Annotated in this window: 16 protein-coding genes and 2 pseudogenes; 17 read left to right on the forward strand and 1 reads right to left on the reverse strand. The window is 43.4% G+C overall.

Features of this window, described 5'->3' with window-relative positions; all coding sequences use genetic code 11:
* Positions 1–114 precede the first annotated feature (114 nt).
* From AB8599_RS03205 to AB8599_RS03220, 4 genes and pseudogenes are all read left to right on the forward strand, one after another.
* Positions 115–1,302 (forward strand): annotated as a pseudogene (locus tag AB8599_RS03205) (tyrosine-type recombinase/integrase).
* 269 nt (positions 1,303–1,571) lie between these two features.
* Entirely contained in the window at positions 1,572–2,579 is a 1,008-nt protein-coding gene (locus tag AB8599_RS03210; RefSeq protein WP_407332372.1) for an ABC-three component system protein, read from the forward strand.
* Positions 2,579–3,013 (forward strand): ABC-three component system middle component 2, encoded by a 435-nt coding sequence (locus AB8599_RS03215; RefSeq protein WP_407332373.1) that lies wholly within the window; start codon positions 2,579–2,581, stop codon positions 3,011–3,013. The genes AB8599_RS03210 and AB8599_RS03215 overlap by 1 nt, the downstream gene beginning before the upstream one ends.
* Entirely contained in the window at positions 3,013–4,854 is a 1,842-nt protein-coding gene (locus AB8599_RS03220) for a hypothetical protein (RefSeq protein WP_407332374.1), read from the forward strand. Before AB8599_RS03215 ends, AB8599_RS03220 begins: the two co-directional genes overlap by 1 nt.
* 116 nt (positions 4,855–4,970) lie before the next feature.
* On the opposite strand, the gene AB8599_RS03225 is transcribed toward AB8599_RS03220, so the two are convergent.
* On the reverse strand, positions 4,971–6,014 hold the full coding sequence (locus AB8599_RS03225) for a transcriptional regulator (RefSeq protein ID WP_407332375.1): 1,044 nt from the start codon (positions 6,012–6,014) through the stop codon (positions 4,971–4,973).
* Between the two features lie 85 nt (positions 6,015–6,099).
* Here AB8599_RS03225 and AB8599_RS03230 point away from each other — a divergent pair, with 85 nt between their 5' ends.
* From AB8599_RS03230 to AB8599_RS03290, 13 genes and pseudogenes are all read left to right on the forward strand, one after another.
* Positions 6,100–6,327: a helix-turn-helix transcriptional regulator gene (locus AB8599_RS03230; protein WP_407332376.1), complete on the forward strand. Its 228-nt coding sequence runs from the start codon at positions 6,100–6,102 to the stop codon at positions 6,325–6,327.
* A gap of 118 nt (positions 6,328–6,445) precedes the next feature.
* The gene (locus tag AB8599_RS03235; RefSeq protein WP_407332377.1) at positions 6,446–7,348 is read left to right on the forward strand and encodes a replication protein RepA; all 903 of its coding nucleotides are present in this window, start codon (positions 6,446–6,448) and stop codon (positions 7,346–7,348) included.
* Between the two features lie 597 nt (positions 7,349–7,945).
* Positions 7,946–8,338, forward strand: a complete 393-nt coding sequence (gene traJ, locus AB8599_RS03240) for a conjugal transfer transcriptional regulator TraJ (protein ID WP_407332378.1) — start codon at positions 7,946–7,948, stop codon at positions 8,336–8,338.
* A gap of 6 nt (positions 8,339–8,344) precedes the next feature.
* Positions 8,345–9,121: a P-type conjugative transfer protein TrbJ gene (gene trbJ / locus AB8599_RS03245; protein ID WP_407332379.1), complete on the forward strand. Its 777-nt coding sequence runs from the start codon at positions 8,345–8,347 to the stop codon at positions 9,119–9,121.
* Between the two features lie 205 nt (positions 9,122–9,326).
* A pseudogene (gene trbL / locus AB8599_RS03250) lies at positions 9,327–10,607 on the forward strand (P-type conjugative transfer protein TrbL); the annotation flags it as partial.
* Positions 10,608–10,875: 268 nt separating this feature from the next.
* Positions 10,876–11,130, forward strand: coding sequence for a hypothetical protein (locus tag AB8599_RS03255; protein ID WP_407332380.1), 255 nt, complete (start codon positions 10,876–10,878; stop codon positions 11,128–11,130).
* Between the two features lie 69 nt (positions 11,131–11,199).
* Positions 11,200–11,424 (forward strand): type I toxin-antitoxin system ptaRNA1 family toxin, encoded by a 225-nt coding sequence (locus AB8599_RS03260; protein WP_407332381.1) that lies wholly within the window; start codon positions 11,200–11,202, stop codon positions 11,422–11,424.
* Between the two features lie 225 nt (positions 11,425–11,649).
* Entirely contained in the window at positions 11,650–12,978 is a 1,329-nt protein-coding gene (locus AB8599_RS03265; protein WP_407332382.1) for a competence protein CoiA family protein, read from the forward strand.
* 42 nt (positions 12,979–13,020) lie between these two features.
* Entirely contained in the window at positions 13,021–13,380 is a 360-nt protein-coding gene (locus AB8599_RS03270) for a hypothetical protein (protein WP_407332383.1), read from the forward strand.
* Positions 13,381–13,695: 315 nt separating this feature from the next.
* The gene (locus tag AB8599_RS03275; RefSeq protein WP_407332384.1) at positions 13,696–14,370 is read left to right on the forward strand and encodes a DUF6088 family protein; all 675 of its coding nucleotides are present in this window, start codon (positions 13,696–13,698) and stop codon (positions 14,368–14,370) included.
* A gap of 151 nt (positions 14,371–14,521) precedes the next feature.
* A complete protein-coding gene (locus AB8599_RS03280) occupies positions 14,522–15,406 on the forward strand; it encodes a nucleotidyl transferase AbiEii/AbiGii toxin family protein (protein WP_407332385.1) in 885 nt (294 codons plus the stop codon).
* Between the two features lie 655 nt (positions 15,407–16,061).
* A complete protein-coding gene (locus tag AB8599_RS03285) occupies positions 16,062–16,991 on the forward strand; it encodes a hypothetical protein (protein ID WP_407332386.1) in 930 nt (309 codons plus the stop codon).
* 723 nt (positions 16,992–17,714) lie between these two features.
* A complete protein-coding gene (locus AB8599_RS03290; RefSeq protein WP_407332387.1) occupies positions 17,715–19,274 on the forward strand; it encodes an AbgT family transporter in 1,560 nt (519 codons plus the stop codon).
* Positions 19,275–19,285 lie beyond the last annotated feature (11 nt).

The raw sequence follows: 19,285 nt of genomic DNA on the forward strand, positions 1-19,285 counted from the left end.
ATTTTTAGTAGTGCATGGTATTAAATTTTTATATCTATCTGTTTATTAATGATTAATTTCTAGTTTTTGATGAGTTTTCCAGCATGGTATCAAAGAACAACTAGAGGCCGATTCATGCTCACCGATACCAAGCTCCGCAATCTCAAATCTAAAGACAAACTTTATAAAGTAAATGACCGCGATGGTCTTTACGTAGCCGTTACAGCTGCAGGATCTGTTTCTTTCCGATACAACTATTCAATTAATGGTAGGCAAGAGACCATTACGTTTGGTCGATATGGCGTTGGAGGGATTACCTTAGCAGAAGCGCGTGAGCGGCTTCATGAAGCGAAGAGAATGGTCGTAGATGGGAAATCTCCTGCCAAAGAGAAGGCTCGTGCGAAAGCCAGGACGAAAGGGGCTGAGACGTTTGGTGCATGGGCACAAAAATGGTTACGAGGCTATCAGATGGCCGATTCCACGTGAGACATGCGCCGGTCTGTCTATGCGCGAGAGCTGGAGGGAAAATTTGGTAATCAGAAGCTCACAGAGATCACTCATGAAGACCTGAGAGCTCTGACTGACTCCATTGTGGCTCGAGGCGCACCAGCCACAGCTGTGCATACGCGTGAGATTGTACTCCAGGTTTATCGCTGGGCGATTGAGCGCGGCCAAAAAGTAGATAATCCTGCTGATTTGGTCAGGCCTGCAAGCATTGCTCGATTTGAACCAAGAGATCGCACGCTAACACCAGCTGAGATTGGGCTTATGTACCGCTATATGGAAAAGGTTGGCACAACTCCATCGATTCGTGCTGCGGTAAAGTTGCTTTTGCTGACGATGGTACGCAAAAGCGAACTAACCAATGCAACCTGGAACGAAATTAACTTTAGTGAAGCACTGTGGACGATCCCCAAAGAACGCATGAAACGTCGCAATCCTCACCTGGTATTTTTGTCACGCCAGGCGATGGACATTCTGATCGCCTTGAAGACATTTGCAGGTGGTTCTGACTACATTCTTCCTTCTCGATATGACTCGGATGCACCAATGAGCAGTGCGACGATGAACCGCGTACTGGCGTTGACTTATAAAGCAGCACAGAAAGACGGTCAGTCGCTCAATAAGTTTGGGCCACATGATCTTCGCAGAACCGCAAGCACTCTGCTCCATGAGGCTGGATACAACACGGATTGGATAGAAAAATGACTGGCGCACGAACAGAAAGGGGTGAGGGCAGTTTACAACAAAGCTGAATATCGAGATCAACGCGCAGCAATGTTACAGGACTGGGCTGACATGATTGATGAATGGGCAAATTAGATTATAAAAGGTTTGATTGATATATACGAAAGAACTAGTGTTTAACAATTAAATCTGTAGCAAAAATGATGTGTTAATCCAAAAAATACTTCAATAATCTACTTTTTGATTTTTATTTTATGGCTTAAATAAAAAACCACAACTTTAATGGTATGATTGCTTTTGGTAATTTCTTCATCAGTTTGATCTCATAAGGTTGATTTGAGGATAAATGGAATACTCAGTAAGAAATAGACTTGTCCGTGTGATTAATAAGAGGGACGAGAGTTGTGAACATATTTGATTACACCCGTTACATTCTATCATTGAATGCGGACGAACTTGAGATATTGGTTAGAAAATGGGCAAAGGCTCAGTCAAGTGAGTATCATTCAGTGCATAGGCCTGCTGGAGCAGGTGACCGAGGATGTGATGTAATCGGCTTTTGCTCTCCAGGGAAGTTTGAGGGAGATTGGGATAATTATCAATGTAAGCAATACAATAAAGCCGTCCCTACAGATAAAGGAATGCACGAACTTGGAAAGGTCCTTTATTATTCTTACTTAGGAGAGTTTTCAGCACCTAGAAACTATTACTTTGTTGCACCTAAGGGTATCAATAGAAATTTAAGGAATTGGATTTTAAATCCATCAAAACTTAAGTTTGAATTGATCGAAAAATGGAGTAAGTACTGTGAAGATAGTATTATCGATGGTAAGAAAATATTACTAACATCAGATCTGAAAGATTTTATTTCAAAATATGACTTCTCAAGTGTTAGTATTATTGGAATAGATGATATTGTTGATGACTCGAAGTTTAGAGCAATTTTAGTAGATTTATATGGAGGAGATCTTCCTAGTGCTCCTTCCGGTGAAGTTCCTTTAAGTATCGATGAAAATGAATTTAACTATGTAAATAAAATATTAGATACTTATAGTGACCACGATAAAAAATCATACTCAAAGCCTGAAGAGATCATAGGTCATGAAGATTTTGAAGAAGACTTTACAGAGCAGAGAGAGCGATTCTACAGTGCTGAAGCATTTCGTGTTTTCTATCGGGATAACATGGTAGATGATGTTTTAGAAAACTTCGAGAAAGAAATATTAAAAGGTATAAAACCAGCCCTGAGGCTAGATTATTCAAACTCATTTTACCGAATGTGTAATGTTCTGTCTGAGGCTGGAAAGTTGCAGCCGTCTGGGAAATTAGCCATCCATGGAAAGATTGACGTCAAGCAGGGATACTGTCACCAGTTTGCTAATGAGGATAAGCTAGAGTGGAGGAAGAAATAATGTCTAACTCATACGTTTTTAATAGCCCTCTAGAGGCTGGTGTGCGGACAGTATGTTTTCTAGATTCATATTTTCCTAGAAGTATGGATTTTGATGGATTAATGAAAGTTGATTTTATTATCGTACATTCTGGTGACTTTGGTGGGCCAGATAGTCTGCACCCAAATACCCCAAATAGAAATGGCGAGTATTATTCTCGCAGAGAAAAAGTTAGAACTGGACTCGACCTTATGAAGAAGTTTGGCCTTATTGAGGTTGAGTATACTAAGAATGGTATAGCTTATAAGGCGTCAGAAAATGCCAGTCCTTATCTTGAGTTAATGCGAAGTAACTACTCGTTATCATTGAGACGAATTTCTAACTGGTTAACAGAAGAGATAAATAAAACTGGATTTGAAGAGTTAAATATCACTTTAGTAGATAAGGTTTTTTGATGAATTCTGGAATTAATATTAAAAAAATATTCTTTATAGATGATAACGAAAATGCATCTATAAGCTTTTCCAATCATCTTCATATAGTGCATGGTGCTTCTAATACGGGTAAATCACTTTTAATCGAAGCTATTGATTATATGCTTGGTTCTGAGGGGCTAAAAGAAGTTAAACCTGAGAGTGAAAGGTATAGTGAAGTAGCTATGCAAATTCACTTGAATGGCGAACCTTATACAGTTTTTAGAAAGTGGCCTTCTGATTCTTTTGAGGTCTATCATGACCTTATCGATTCTAAGGATGAAGCTAAATTCTATAGTTATTTTAAACATGGAAAAGAAACAAAGTCAGTGAAAAACATAAGTGACTTTTATCTTTCTGGTTTAAGGAATGTGGAAATCTCATCAAACCTGTATGGTGAGAAGAGCGCTCTATCTATACGTTTACTATCAAGAACATTTTTTTCAAGCGAAGAGAAAATAATTAGCTCAAACTCTCCAATAGTTGCTGGTGATACTAGTGAGGATAGTAAGAACAAAAATGTCTTTAAGTTTCTTTTGACTGGTAGAGATGACTCTAATATAAAAACAGTTGTTCGCGGTAAAGAGTTTAAAAGTGAGAAAAAAGGGCAGTTAGATGTTTTAAATGAAGTTGTAGAAACTTTGAAGTCTGACCTGAGTTTCCCGGACGAAAGCTATGATAGCTTGCAAGAGAGAAAGGTCAAACTAGAAACGTCTATTGATGACCTTAGAAAATCTCTGAGTCAGATTAATAAGTCTCTATCTGGAATAGTAAAGGAAAAGAGAGATACTGCTTTAGAGTTATTTAGTGTTGAAGAAAGAAATAATAATATTAGAACTAATCTAGTGAATTTTGAAACATTAGAGAAAGTATATATAAGTGATATCGAAAGGTTGCGCTCTCAAGAGGAAGCCGCATTTTTATTAGGGATCGGGCATCATGCTCAATGTGAGTTCTGTGGGAACACACCTAAAAACATATGCAAGGATTTGAAGGACGTTGAAAGTCTAGGCAACTTTTCTCAATTAGAAATTGAGAAGATAAAATTAAAGCTGTCTGAGCTTAATGAAACTAGATTGAGGTTGCAATCTCAACTTGATATTTATAACTCAAAGGCTAGTGGTTTGAGATATAAATTAAAGGAGTTGGATGATGAGGTGGAAAAAAGAACCCCTGAGCTTACGATAATTGATGGGGAATTATCGGAGTGTACAAAAGAGAAAAACCTGATTTCAACTGAAATACGGCTACTAGAGCGCATAAGTGTTTTTTATAAGCGACTTCAGGAAACTGAAGTTACAGCAGTGCCTAAAAAGTACAAATCGCCAGACTTCTATCCTGAATCCGATGCTATTGATAATTTCTGTAGAATATATAAGGAAATTTTGGACGAAATTCACTTTCCTGATGTGAGTGAGGTTTCATTTGATTATTCGACATTTGATGTGGTTATCGATGGAAAACCAAGAAGTCTAAATGGTAAAGGAGTTAGAGCTATATTGCACTCAGTTTTTAAGATTGCCCTTCTCCAGCACTGTAAGGAAAAAGGAATTTATCATCCAGGGATTATTATCTTAGATTCTCCTTTAGTTACCTATCGAGATCCATTAAAAAGTAAATATGGAGAACTAGATGCTGATGAGAAACAGTTATCTAACACAAAGGTTAGTTATCATTTCTTAAAGTATTTAAGTGAAAATAATTCTGGTCAATTTATTATTGTTGAAAATATAGACATACCATCTAACCTTACGAGTACTATCGGTGTAGATACATTTTATGGTAAGAATGCTGAAATAGATCAGCGATCTGGCTTGCTCTAAATTTACACATAGTCGGTGTTAGATCTATTTTAATAGGTCTGACACCAATTAAGCCCAATTGGTTTTCAAGTGTTTTCTATTAAACTCTTGTGCTTGGAAAATGTTATTTTTCATAGTCAATAGATTTTAAATGCTTCCCGAACAGAGCCTAGAGCTTTAGAAACGGCCTGGTTTGACAAAGGCTTACCTGTGATTTCACCCAGCTTTATACCTATTTGTTTATTAGACTTGTTTTGCCTACGAAGAACCAGCATGCGTTTTTTATTGTCCGTTAGCCTAGAATCTACCATCTTTCGGGCTAAATTCCGCAGTTCGGGCACATTAGTTGGGTCCAGTGAAGAGTCAAGCATGAAGTAGTAAAAGTACTCATCAATCAATTTATCTCCGGACTTAGCGTTTTGACGGTCTGGATGCGCGATTTGGCGTCGCAGTCTCAAGACTTCTTGCTCAAATTGTTTTGCAGAGCGTTTGGCTTGCTTATATAGAGAATTCCAAGAACCATCATGAAGCTTGGGGCGATGGTTTATACAATAATTCGTACTCAGATCCGGCCGCTTCTTCTTACCTTCTTTTTCATCATTGTTACGCTCATTGTTTTCTCTCTCAATATATCCGTGCTTTGTCCATGTATGCATGAATTGTGAAAACTCTGTTGTGTTTCCACACAATGCACACAGTCGCGTTTTTTTATCCGACTTTAAGTTGATATCAGGCGCTAGTTTTGATCGATTAGGTTTCTTTCCTTCACAAATCATAAACAATGATTTGAGCATATCTTGAGTTGATATGAACAGTATGTCTTGCTCTGTCTGGGAACTCTTATCAACAAAGTCGCGTAAATAAAAATGAATTTGGTCGGCTGCATAACGAAAACCTCTCAACTTGATGAGGTCGCTATAGTGACACTTTTCTCTTGAGATAGGACAAAAGGACAAATACTGGTTTGGAAGGCTGCTCAAATATCCTGATACCACTGGATCAATCACCTGCTTAATCAAGGTTATGATGTTGTGCCTTTTAGACTCTTCCGAGTATGAGCGCCATTTCTCCCTAAAAATGCGAATGGCATTCGCCACGGACTTGTCAGAATTCTCCCATACAGGAATATAAAACTGACCTAGTCTTTCTAACGCATCCTTCTTTGATTCAACTTTTTTCATATCCCACTTTTTTGTCCAATGATTGGTCTAACCTACAGGCAGCTCCAGGCATTATCAACCAAAGAATGTTGAAAAGGAGAGGGTTATGAATCCATCAATGACAAAAAAAACGCTGATAAATCGCAAGACCTTACTCAGCATGGTCCCTTTGTCTGATCGAACCATCTATAACCTCGAACAGCGTGGAGAGTTCCCTCGGCGGATTGTTCTGACAACCCGCAGTGTTGCTTGGGATTTAGCTGAGGTTGAAAACTGGATAGAGGAAAAACGCAGGTCTGCTTTGAAGGCCGTAAGACCTGGTTTTATTTGGTAACCCCTGAGTCACTTTGTCGATGAGAGATGTTATTAACACTCATTCGCGGGTACCAGCCAGTCGCAAGGTTTCCTCGGGTGGGCATTGTAAGGTTCCTATTGAGACGACCGACAGATATGTGGCTATCCAAGAGTCCAGTGCTAAGGATGCAAATGAACTTGGGTTTGTTGCTCGACTTTTGATACAGGCAACCATCCCCCACAGTAAACCAAAATCGAATGAATGGAGCCGTAAGAATGGAAATCTCACGGTGCACATGATGGCACCGTCGTCTGTCGGCTTGCCTTATGGTTGTTATGCTCGTTTGCTGTTGGTCTGGTTGACTACGCAGGCAATAAGAAACAAATCCAGGATGGATAAGGGAGTCATTACACAGCAAGAAGCATACAGGATCGAACTGGGGCACTCCCAGAGAGGTTTTATGGCAGAGCTTGGGTTGATAGGAACTGGCGGTAAAGAGGGGTCTATCGGACGTTTGCGTGACCAGATGAACCGGCTTTTTAAAACCACAATCAGCGCCATTATTACCGAATATAGCGAGGAAGGTGGATATGTTACTCAGAATGACGCTGGAGCTAGGGTCACAGATTTTTGCCATATTTGGTGGAGCACAAACCAGCCTGAGCAAAATTCTTTGTGGGGAGCTTGGGTTGAGCTGTCTCCTAAGTTTTTTCAATTAATAACCGACAAGCCAGTGCCATTGGATATGCGAGTGTTGCGTTTAATTAAACGTTCTCCCATAGCCTTGGATATCTATTGTTGGGCGACATATCGGGTCAGCTATTTGAAGAAGGCCACTGTCATCCCTTGGGGGGCTCTGATGGAGCAAATAGGTACTGGTTATCCTAATACTCGACAAGGTTCCAGAGACTTCAGAAAAAGGTTCCTTGATGGGCTGCAGAAGGTTCAATTTGCTTGGCCGGAGTTAAATGCATCACCCAGCGAAAGAGGGTTGCTTTTAAAGCCTTGTTCTCCTCAGGTGCCTAGATTGATGAAGCGAAAGGTTGAATATGAAATTTAATCGATGGTTGCTATCGGGGGCAGGTGTTTTCGATGTTAGTAAGGCTGGGAATTTGGAAAGTTATCCACGCATGTTCTGTCCCGCTTTTGAGGTGAATTGTGCGCATGTTCTATCCCGGAGTACGCATGTTTTGTCCCGGAAGTGCGCATGTTCTGTCCCGCGGAGTGCTTATAAATTATTTAATAACATGAGGTTACAGAACCCTCCTGTAGTTCTTCCTGTAGTTATACCTATATAAAAATAAATTACCTGTAGTTGAGCGAGTGAAAATGTGGATAACGGGCATTTTCTCTTGGCGTATAGAGGCTCGTTAATGCTTGGGACCGCGAATGGTGAAAGCTCCCAATAGCTCTTTAAAGGTCAGGTTTACACAGCATTAAACAGCTAAATGCGCAGAGATACCGACAAATACTTGAAGAATCACAAAGGAGTACACAGCTTTCCTAGATAAATCCGTCGTTGAAATACCGGGCAGGATAGGTGAAGTAGGCCCACCAACAAGTTGATGGTTCCTACTTCACTGTCACCTTATTCGCACTTCGTGCTCAACGGAATCTTGCTCTGCGAGGCAATCGGCTACCGCCGAAAGGAGAAAGCATGACAGACAAAGTTACTCGAAAATCGAGCCCCCCTATCAAGGTCTATTGCCTGCCTTCGGAGAAGAGAAGTATCGAGCTACAGGCGAAGAAGGCGGGATTAAGTGCAGCTAAATACTTACGAGATGTAGGGCAGGGATATCTGATTACCAGCGTGGTGGACTTTCGTGCAGTGAGAGAGCTCGCACGCATTAATGGAGATTTGGGGCGACTTGGCGGACTGCTGAAGTTGTGGCTTTCAAATGATGCCCGTACTGCGCATTTTGACCACGCAACATTGCGAGCCGTACTGAATATGGTTGAGGAGAATCAGTTAGAGCTGTCATTAGCGATGGCGAATCTTGTTTCACCTCACGGAACTTTAGCGGCTAAATTTTCGAAGGCTAGAAGGTGACTCACTATGAAAAAGGTATTCATTTTAGCGGCTAAAAAAATCGTACTATCGACATCTCTAATTCTTGCACCTATTTCGTCATCTTTTGGAGGCATCCCGGTAATTGATGGCACTAACCTCAGTCAAAACATTCTTAGCACGATTGAAGCCGTCGCTCAGACAGCAAAACAGATCCAGCAGTATCAAACCCAACTACAGCAGAACGAAAACATGCTGCAAAATACGTTAGCCCCAGCTGCATTTATCTGGGATCGTGCCAGTTACACCATGAACCAAATGGTGGAAGCGACGAATACGCTGAGGTATTACCAAAACCGACTTGGTAGCTTGGATGCCTACCTGAGCAAGTTTCACAACGTTTCTTATTACAGAAGTTCTCCCTGTTTTAATGGCTCGGGTGGTTGTACAGCAACAGAAAAATCCCTCATTGAAGAAACTCTCCTTCTATCTTCTCGCAGCCAACATGAAGCCAACCAAGCCGTGATTACAGGCGTTAGCTTACAGTTTGACTCGCTTGCAAGGGATGCCGAAAACCTTGAAAGCCTTCAACTCCAAGCTCAAGGTGCGGACGGACAATTGGCTGCTATTCAGTATGCGAATCAATTCGCCAGTAACCAGGCCAATCAGCTTCTGCAAATTCGGAGCTTGATGGCCGCCCAATACAATGCTGTGGCAACAAAGATGCAAGCTGACGCTGATAGGGATGCCAGGCAAGAGGCCGCCCGTGCAAAGCTGTTTGATTTTGGTTCGCCAACTGATCGCTCTCAAAATCGAGGTTTCTAGCCATGAAACGTTACCCGATACTTGTATCTAAGATTGGTTGCGTGTTCGCTGTGCTGATGAGCTTGGCTGGTTGTGAAGAACAGCCACAATCAACGGATGTCGATTGCAACAATTAAGACAAAACCCAAGAGCAGAGCGAGACTAGAAGCTGTTTATGGGACATGGGTGAACCTACCGATAGAAGCAAAAACAGGGGGTTCTAACTATGTGCAGCATACAATTGAGATTCTTGTTTCTTCTGGCACTGTCTTTCGTTCCTGGGGGCGCCCTCGCTGATATTTCGACCAACGGTGTGCTTGATGAGGTCGCCCATAGATTTTTGACCGAAAGTGCCTCTTGGGCAGACGTCATCACGGATTATGCCACTTGGCTTTTTTGGACGCTTGGAACCATTTCCCTGGTATGGACTGGCGGAACATTGGTACTAAAACAAGCAGATATAAGGGAATTCTTCGCGGAATTTGTACGGTTCATCATCACGTTTGGTTTTTTCTTGTGGCTACTGCGCAATGGCCCTGCAATGGCGAACTCTGTCATTGATTCGCTAAGGATGATTGGTGCTGAAGCCGGAGGGTTGCCAAGAGAACTGACACCCTCAGAACCCATCAGCATTGCGTTCGACATCATTATTAAAGCCGCTGAAGCGTACAGCTTTGCAAGCCCTATCGATAACCTTTCTATTTTCCTCATCACTTTAGCCATTCTTGCTTGCATGGCAGTGGTGGCTGCGAACGTCTTACTGGCTTTGATTTCGGCCTGGATTCTCATTTACGCAGGTGTTTTTGTCCTTGGTTTTGGCGGTTCTAAGTGGACATCAGACATTGCTATTAACTACTTCAAAACCGTTCTCGCGGTTGCCTTGAAGCTGATGACAATGACGCTGTTGATAGGTATCGCCACATCAATAATGGATGGTTTTTATGCCGAACTATCCAATGACGCCCCCATGGACGAGCTGCTGGTCATTTTTGTTGTCTCTTTGGTGTTATTGCTCCTCATTCACTCCATTCCAAATGTTGTAGCTGGGCTTATTCCCCATGGTGGTTCTGCGGTAAATGCAGGGAGTTTTAGTGCCGGTTCATTTATTGGCGGAGCGTTGGCTGGCGGCTCTATGGTAACGGGCGTTGCAGCGGGAGCAGCTATGAGTGCAATGGGCGGTGCTTCGGCTATTCATGCTGCATTTAAAAGCGCACAGTCAGCGGCTTCTCAAGGCAATACGGCGAGTTTCGATGCTGGAAGCTCATCCGATGGAATGGAACAGTCGGAATCTTCCGGTTCGGCATTCGCCGAGGCGTCAGGAAGCTCAGCAGCCGGAGGGTTATCACGAGCAGGACAAATCGCTTTAGGTACGGCAGGAAATCTAGTTAAAGGCATGGGATCAATGGCCAAGAGTAGCGTGTCCGGGACGACGGGTGGCCGACTAGCAGATGCAATTAGAAGTAACTCAGCTCAGCGTAATAGTGATGTAGCCGGCTCTTTAAATGACATTCATGCAGGTGACGAATTCGAAGGAAACAGCATCGGTGAAGCGAGCTGGGTCGACCAGTCAGGTGGTTTTGATTCCCTTTCACCTCAGCAACAAGAGGATGCAAGAGAAGCCCACGGTCAGTGGCAGGCCAGCAACCCCACTCAACACACATCAGACCTACGAAGCTTTGTTTCACGTTCTCAGGAGCGGCAAAGAGAACGTAACGAAGAGATTGCCAGCTTTGTTAATCAAGCGCACGTAACCGAGTGATAAGGAGTAGATGATTATGTTCCTGAACTTCCCACCTCAAAATATCTTTGATTTCATTAATTTTTTCATTTTGATGTTCTTTGTAATGCTCGCGTTTTATCTGTTGGGGCAATGGCTCCACTCCGTATTTGATAAAAGCAAGCTAGAAGGACTTGCTAACAAGCTCACTGGCTATGGAGACGCAATTGCAGACAAGTCATACAAGGACATGAAACAACTAATCAAGATGGTCAGAAAAGTCAGTTATCGGGCATTTGACAAAGACAAGTAAGTAAAAGTGCAGGCCGATGTTGCAGCATCGGCCTGCGATACCACGTAACACCTAATCAGGAGGTGAAACATGACAACGGCGACTATTACAGAAATCCGTACCGCGATCCATCACGCAGCGACTCAGCTTGCAGGCCTTCCTTACGTTGACCAGAAATCAGCAATAGAACTTAGTGAGGTAACAGAATCTATCGTCAACATGTGCACGGTGCTGCGCTATCAGGCCGAGTCAGGGACGTTGAACCCAACAGACTTTAAGCTGGCGAAAAGCATCATAGAGCGGGCTTTAAAGTGACATGTATACGACCAGAGGCAGCATTGGCTGCCTCATTGATTCTATGATGTGTACGACATTCATCAACGTTCACACTACGCACTGCCATAACCATCTGTGAGTCGTCACGCAGGCTCCATAACCTTTCTCTCATGAAGTTTAAATAGTGAGTTAATTTAAAGGCTATCGACTGAAGAAATGCACTTCAAAAACCAGCGGTTATCTATAACAGTTGAGAGTAAAAATATGCATCAGCCACTTATGACGACAGCCATTGGGCCACTGGGAAATAACCACATAGTTACAATAAAAGATGTGCAAAGTGGGCTCGGTTGCAACTGTAGCTGTGCAGATTGCGGAACGCCTTTGGTTGCCAAAAAAGGTGAAAAGAAAGCGCATCACTTCGCTCATGCCCCCAATATCGAAACGGCGCAAAACTGCGAGTGGTCACCAGAAACTGATATTCACTTAATGGCGAAATACATCATCGCGAAGGATAAGAAAGTGCTGCTTCCAATCGGCACTATCGAACCTATTCTTCGATGGTTTGAGCTGGACTCTGTTGTATTGGAAACTCGGGAGGGCACCAGAATTCCAGATGTTATTGCCATATGTGAAGGGGAGAAGCTTCTGATTGAGATAGCTGTTACCCACTATTGTGACAAACAAAAAATCTCTGAACTCAAAGCTCAAAAGCTCAATTGTATCGAGATCGCTATCGATACATATCTCCTTCCTGAAGATGGATTGGTAACCGAAGATTGGGCTCGAAATGTCTTGGAAGATGCTAGTTCGAAATGGCTTTCTTTGTTTTGTTCTGGCGTTTTTGGCGTTCTATGTCATCGAGCAGATGCGGAAAAGCTTATGGCAATAAAAAGTGAGTATATAGGCATTAAACCTTCCATTGATTCGCTGAGGATACAGAAAAGAGAGCTATCCGCTCACGTTTTTCAAATTGAAAAGAAAATTGAAACGCTTTCATCAGAAAGTGCTGAAATTCAGCAAAGAAACAAAAATGCCAGAGAAAAGTACCATAAGCTAAGAGCAGAAATTCACGCAGGCCAGGACGTGATCAATATGATCAAAAACCATAGCGCAGTGATCGATCAAAAGCAGCAAGATGCATGGCGTGAGTTGGATCATTGGAAGCGAAATGCATTAAACGAAATCAATTTGAAAGCAGAGAATGAGCGTGCCGCGATCGTTCGAGAGCGAGAGGCGTTTTCTCAGGAGGTGGCAATCGCAAATCACAAGATGTACGAGAGAGAAGCCAAACTCAGACAAGCCGACAGCATGCTAAAGGAGGCAGAGGAGAAATTGTCAGCTGCCAACTTGAGAGGCAAGGAACTCGATTCTCGCACGACAAGAATAGAAGCATTAGAAGCAGAGCTGGAAAATACTATATCAAGCCGAGCTAATGAGGTCGCACAAACTCGATATAACGCCCTTTGCTATGAAAAGGATAGCTATCTAAAGAGGCTTCTCCGGCAAATAGATGAAGCTAAAAAGGATGGGCAGGAAGCGAAGCGTAAGTACAGCTCATTCAGCTATAAAGCTCAAAAGCTCAAGCTTTAAGGGGCAAGATATCAACTAGAGAGATGTTGAAAGGATTTGGCTATGTTTAAGGTGATTACCGACAAAGATCTCGTTAAGGACATTTTTCAATCGTTTGCATACTTCGTTTTCATTGCAGGTTTGATCAAACTGTCTTTCCCAGTGGCGAGAGAAGATCCATTGTTTTACGGAACTATAATTGGCATCACGATAGGTATTTTATTTGTAGCTGCAGCAGTTTTCGCGATGCTTCATGTGGTCCCAGGTATCGTCGAAAAATACTACGCTGAGTTCAGAGCATCAAAGGTAGAAGAAGGTAGCAAAGATAAACGCGGATATCTTCTCTTCGGCGCTCTATGCTTTCCCTACCTGATCATCGGTTTGGCGATTGTTCATTTAGGCTACCATCAGATGACTCTATGAAGCCCTTTCGATATTAGTGGCATTTAGGTCACCTTAATAATAGTGAAGGCTCCCGCGATTCTTCTAACCCCAATATCGCTTCGATTAATGGAGCACTGAGAAGGTATCTTCAGATTTAAAACATGGGGTTAAGTGGAGTTTTGCTGTCAAGTTGAGACAAGTGCTCGTTAAACACAGCTTCTCATCCTACTGTCAACTTTGGACACACGTTGGGTGTTTTTGTCCAAAGTCGACTGGCAGCTTTGGACAAGGTGTGGCATATTTATACGAAATCAGCCACTGTTAATTGATTTCACATTTAGAGTCGGAGAATTAATGACCCAACAATCTGTCGCGAGTAAGAAGGTATCCCACAACATCTCGCAGATGGTGACTAGTTATGTCAGCCACCTGCACTTGGGGAAGCCGTTTACGCTGGATCAGGTTGCGAGCAAATACAGCCTCTCCCACGATGAACGTCAAACCGCCAGCAAGGCATTGCAACGATTAGTGAGCACTAAGAAAATCGCTCGTTTGACTAATGGTACTTATTACCGTCCTAAAGTTTCCCGTTTCGGCCCTTTGCCGCTTGAGACTGCAGAAGTCGTAAAAGTCGTTACCCGCTCAAAAAAGGCCACGGTTGTTCCTGCGGGTGCTGCAGCGGTCAACCAACTCGGTTTAGACACCCAGTTGCCGATGGTGTCGAGCTATTACGTGTCAGTCAGAACGCGTTGCCAATTGGCCCAAAAGTCAGTGAAATTTGAGTACAAGGAATCACTCCACTACTTTGTGGACCATTTCAAAGTGGCAGACAAAGACGTCAAGAACACGGCCTTGTTGATGTGGAGTGCCCTGTCATATTTGAATTTGCATGGTTCAGAACTGTACGCAACGAAACTGACCCAAAAGTTCAACGAATCGTTTGATAAGCATTCGAAGAAGAAATTTTTTGAAGCGCTACCTCGCTCCATGCATTGGGCAAAGGATTTCTTCCAAGCCAGCACTCACTAGGACACATAAGTAAGTGAACCCTTTTTTTACAGAAAGCGATAGTGGCCGCCGAGAAGCCCTCTTGGCGGCATCTAACATCCATCCCCAGCAACTCCCCGCGTACATCATCGAAAAAGACCTTTACGTCACGTGTATTCTGAGGATTTTGTACGTGGATATCGTGCCAACACTGCTTGACCGATGTAATGATCCTTTTATTTTTAAAGGGGGAACCTCGCTGTCGAAGTGCCATCACTTAATCAACCGGATGTCGGAAGATATCGATCTCTCTTTTTCAATGGAACTGTTCGGCGAAAAAGAAGTGGTTCGTGAGCCTAAACGTGGCCGCGGCAAGATGCAGGACGAAGCAAAAGCGATTGATGACAAGGCCCGTGAGTTTGTGCAAGCGGAGTTGATTAAACCCTTGACAGCGGCCTTGATGGCTTTGGACTCAAGGATAACCCTCGAGATTGAAAGTGAAGAGCCTCTGAACTTGGGAATTCACTATCCTTCAGTGATGGAAGAGGGCAATGCAGTCTTGCGACGCGTGTTGCTTGAGACGGGGAGCCTGTCACAGAATAACCCGGTTTCGACCGTGTCAATCAACCACATGCTTGGCGAGCATATTGACGCTTTTGAGGAAGCTCCGTTTGATGTTGTGGCACTCGATCCCGCACGAACGCTGCTAGAAAAAATGTTTGCTGTGCATTGCAACTTAATGAGCCAAGCCTCCAAGCCTAAGTACGCCAGGCACTTGTACGATATCTTGCAGTTACACAACAAAGACAATAACTGGTGCGAAGATAAGGCACTCATGGATCAATTGGTTGAGTTTTGTGATATTCATTACAGAACCAATAAGGAACAGTGTGATGCTGCGCGAGAGCAGCAACTCTTCCTTGTGCCTGTTGACGATATGTATGATCACTACGAGAAGGACTGGAAAGAAATGGCGGACATGTTCCCCGAAGGCCAGTTACCTTACGTTTTTGAAGACATGCTGGCTGAGATTAAAGTCCTCGAATCCCATGTAAATCAAGTCTACTACGGCAAATAAAACCACGGCCGTATTATCCTTAATACGGCCCTAGTCATTCCCTCAAGGCATTATTTTCGATTGTCAGAGGCATCTTAAGGTAGTTCTCGATTACCTTCGTAATACGGCAAGATGAAACAAATCAATCCGATCTTTACGAATATGTTTGGCGTGGTACAAGATGCTTGATATCCGTACTAAGTCTGAGCTAATCTTGGTTTGTATATCATGACAATGACAAAGCCCGCGAGGTGTTGGCGCACCGTTTGAGCGGGCTTAGTTATTTGTTAAATCTGACTCCGATATTTGGCGATGTGGCATAGCTCTTTAGTAGTGCTTCAGAGGGGGGAAGAATGCATATAGCCGCGTATGAGCTAAAGCTGATCAGTGTGGATATCGCCTAATGTTCTGCTCTGGGGGAGGAATAAAGTTTCATACTGTTGATCTTGTCTGAACTTGGACATCTGAACACATCACTTTTTGTCTTGCCAAAATTGGGTAATCTGATACTTTGAGTATCGGAGCTGATTGCCAAGGCTGTAAGTGACCTAAAAGACAGCAAATCTAACTACCTGCCCATTGCAGTTGATCTTTATTAACCATGCTGGCAAGAGTAGTGATTTAAACACTTACCACTACCTTTAAAGTCCGGCATCGTTAAGAAAGGATTACTCCCATGAGTATTGACCTCTCAAAACTGTGCGCAGATTTCATGCGTCAAAATCATGCCTCCCAATCTACGACAAAACTGAAAGCTTCACATGCTAGAGAGCTTGTTGCTGCTTTTTTTGGGTATAAGAGCCATGCGGCTCTTATGGCCGAGAAGACTTATCCACTGGTTCAGCTAGAAGAGGCATATATATTCATTCCTGACATACCTTTGATGAATGAGAGGCGATCTAGGCTAAATGGCTTGCCAAATGACCTTGGACGCTCAATTGACCTTGCCAAGCTTCTATCAGACATGCTTGCTGATGAAGGGTTAGGTGGTGAATATACTTGGCTCTATGACTCACTAGAAAACTACATTGTCGAAGTCCTACTACCCGATTGCCAATATCTTATAGATGATCAGCTTTCGGGGGCTATGGCTGAAACTAATGCGGAATTTTTCGATAGTCCTTATTACGATGATGTACAAATTGAAGATCGTGGTGATGAACTGGTAGCTATTGCTAAATCCCAGTACAAAGGCAATCCAATGGACGATAAACCATTTTGTGGAGACACTCTTGATATGGTTGTACAGGTTACATTGCCTCGCATAGCTGGCAAGCGTGGTTTTTACGAATACGAGCTTGAAGCTGGAGGCTGCGTCAATGATGATTGGGTAGATCCGGAACTGCGGTATGGTAAACGCTATCAGAGCAGGTTGGCAGAAGAGCTTGGCATAACAGAAGAAGAGCTTGAGTATTTGGAATGGGATACGCTGGAAAACAGCAGTGATGATGGTTTGATCTATGGCTTTGTTTTAACTTTTGCCGAAAGTTGCCCTCGAGAGATATTGGATAAGATCAGAGGGTTATCTGATTCTCTGACTGTCCGCGTTTCAGCCAACGCTTTTGATAGTCCTTATCCGGACGAACCAGAAGAAAATTTGCATTAGGGGGGGGAAGCTCATCCCAACCAATATGGCACCCCACGGGGTGCCTTCTGATGTTTTTTCAGGGGGTTCAAGCCCAAGGCGACGCACAACGGGTAGTGGTTATCTATCGGTTTAAAACCATATTAACTTCTACATTTAATCAATATTATTGGTTTATAGGATCAAACTTATTCCTCTCCCACAGCTGCCTAGGCAAAAGCTGAGCTAAAACGTCAACTTGCAGCAAAAAAACGAAAAAAATCTGAACATGGTATAGATGATGGTATCGCAAACCGGTTCAAATCTAACTTGCTGTAATAAAAGGTGGCTTTCCTCTTATTGATGTTAGAGTGGTAATAATTCCTCTTTGATTGAAATGTGAAAGAGAAAAACGAAAGGCACGCATCGCGTGCCTTTTTTGTATCGATTTTGTCTACCTTTCTGCCATTGTCTCTCAATACCGTGACGCTGTGTCGTCTTACCCTGCCTAATACTCTTCCTTTCCGCCTGAAGTAACGGTTTCTTTGACATTGTTGCTGATCAGGATTCACCTTGTATCCATTGTGTTTATTTGTTGTGTGTAAATTGAGCTGATCTTCTTTTTTTGTGACTTTAATTGATATTAGTGGCTACAAAACTGGGAATAAGTATGTATTTTATTCTGCTCAATAATGATGACGTTGTTTGAATGTAAAAATTTAAAACGCGCAATGCAAACACACACAATTAACCATGGAGCTTTACATGAGTAACCATGCTATGGACAACATTCCAGACGCGCCAAAAAGCGCAATGGACAAGTTTCTCAATGGGATTGAGAAAGCAGGGAACAAAATTCCTGATCCAGCATTACTGTTTTTTTATGGGCTATTAATCGTATGGGGCCTGTCTGCCGTTCTTTCTCAGGTTGATTTTGGCCTGATACACCCAATTTCTGGTCAGGCTGTCGAAATCAACAATCTGCTGACGGGGACTGCGCTAGCCAACTTCCTCGCTAATATGGTCACCACCTTCACCAGCTTTGCCCCTATGGGGATCGTGCTGGTGGCAATGCTGGGTGTGGGCGTGGCAGATGCGTCAGGCTTTATCACCACAGGCCTGAAGAAGATGCTAAACGTTACCCCTAAGAAATTGCTGACTCCGGCACTTATCCTAGTGGCTATCGTGTCGCACACCGCAGCAGATGCGGGCTACGTTCTGGTTATCCCGCTAGGTGGCATTATCTTCCACGCGGCGGGACGTCACCCGTTAGTGGGTATTGCTGCAGCGTTCGCTGGTGTATCAGGTGGTTTCTCAGCAAACTTTGTTCCTGCAGGTATCGACCCACTGTTGGCAGGTTTTACACAGTCTGCTGCGCAAGTATTAGACAAAGACTATGTGGTTAACCCACTGGCAAACATCTACTTTACGGGCCTGTCTTCGATTCTTATTGTCGCGATCGGTTGGTATGTCACTGAAAAAATCATCGAGCCGCGCCTAAGCAAACTGCCTATTGATGAAGATGCAGAAAAAGCCCCTGATCTAGGTAGCTTCAGCGCAATCGAAAGCAAGGCGTTCAATCGTGCAAGTTTTGCGATGTTGACAGGGATTGCGATACTGATTTTTGCACTGCTACCTGAAACATCAGCACTGCGTTCGCCAGAGGGCGAGTTGACGGCATTCTCTGCGCCACTGATGAAGTCGATTGTGCCACTGATCTTCATTCTGTTCGTGATCCCGGGCGTGGTGTACGGACGTGTTGCAGGTACGTTCAAGAAGCAAGGCGACATTATTGTGGCAATGAGCCAGACCATGTCTACCATGGGTAGCTACTTGGTAATGTCTTTCTTCTGTGCGCAGTTCCTTGCGGCATTTAGCCAATCAAACATTGGTACATTGTTGGCGTTAGAAGGTGCAGATCTTCTGAAAACATTGAACATGCCAGGTCAGATGACCATCATTGGTATGATCTTGCTGACAGCGTGTGTGAACTTGTTGATTGGCTCTGCGTCTGCGAAGTGGGCATTGATTGGTCCAATCCTTGTGCCAATGTTGATGGCGTTGGGTATATCCCCTGAGCTGTCACAAGCGGCTTACCGTGTGGGTGACTCTGTTTCTAACATCATTTCTCCGTTGATGGTGTTCTTCCCTCTGGTGGTTGTTTACTGTCAGCGTTACGTGAAGAGCACAGGGATTGGTACCTTGGCTTCAATGATGATGCCTTACTCGATTGCGATGCTGATCGGCTGGAGCATCTTCTTGTTGGCATACTGGGCGCTGGGTATTCCATTGGGTATACAAGCACCGTACACCTACCAGATGTAATAACAGCCTCA

This window comes from Enterovibrio litoreus, assembly GCF_045679545.1.
GTDB lineage: Bacteria > Pseudomonadota > Gammaproteobacteria > Enterobacterales > Vibrionaceae > Enterovibrio.

Bases quoted from the DNA above. Each gene is read 5' to 3' on its own strand.
- AB8599_RS03255 (WP_407332380.1), top strand. From the start codon at position 10,876: ATGTTCCTGAACTTCCCACCTCAAAATATCTTTGATTTCATTAATTTT.
- AB8599_RS03225 (WP_407332375.1), bottom strand. From the start codon at position 6,014: ATGAAAAAAGTTGAATCAAAGAAGGATGCGTTAGAAAGACTAGGTCAG.
- AB8599_RS03290 (WP_407332387.1), top strand. From the start codon at position 17,715: ATGAGTAACCATGCTATGGACAACATTCCAGACGCGCCAAAAAGCGCA.
- traJ (WP_407332378.1), top strand. From the start codon at position 7,946: ATGACAGACAAAGTTACTCGAAAATCGAGCCCCCCTATCAAGGTCTAT.
- AB8599_RS03230 (WP_407332376.1), top strand. From the start codon at position 6,100: ATGAATCCATCAATGACAAAAAAAACGCTGATAAATCGCAAGACCTTA.
- AB8599_RS03270 (WP_407332383.1), top strand. From the start codon at position 13,021: ATGTTTAAGGTGATTACCGACAAAGATCTCGTTAAGGACATTTTTCAA.
- AB8599_RS03220 (WP_407332374.1), top strand. From the start codon at position 3,013: ATGAATTCTGGAATTAATATTAAAAAAATATTCTTTATAGATGATAAC.
- AB8599_RS03215 (WP_407332373.1), top strand. From the start codon at position 2,579: ATGTCTAACTCATACGTTTTTAATAGCCCTCTAGAGGCTGGTGTGCGG.
- AB8599_RS03265 (WP_407332382.1), top strand. From the start codon at position 11,650: ATGCATCAGCCACTTATGACGACAGCCATTGGGCCACTGGGAAATAAC.
- trbJ (WP_407332379.1), top strand. From the start codon at position 8,345: ATGAAAAAGGTATTCATTTTAGCGGCTAAAAAAATCGTACTATCGACA.
- AB8599_RS03285 (WP_407332386.1), top strand. From the start codon at position 16,062: ATGAGTATTGACCTCTCAAAACTGTGCGCAGATTTCATGCGTCAAAAT.
- AB8599_RS03260 (WP_407332381.1), top strand. From the start codon at position 11,200: ATGACAACGGCGACTATTACAGAAATCCGTACCGCGATCCATCACGCA.
- AB8599_RS03275 (WP_407332384.1), top strand. From the start codon at position 13,696: ATGACCCAACAATCTGTCGCGAGTAAGAAGGTATCCCACAACATCTCG.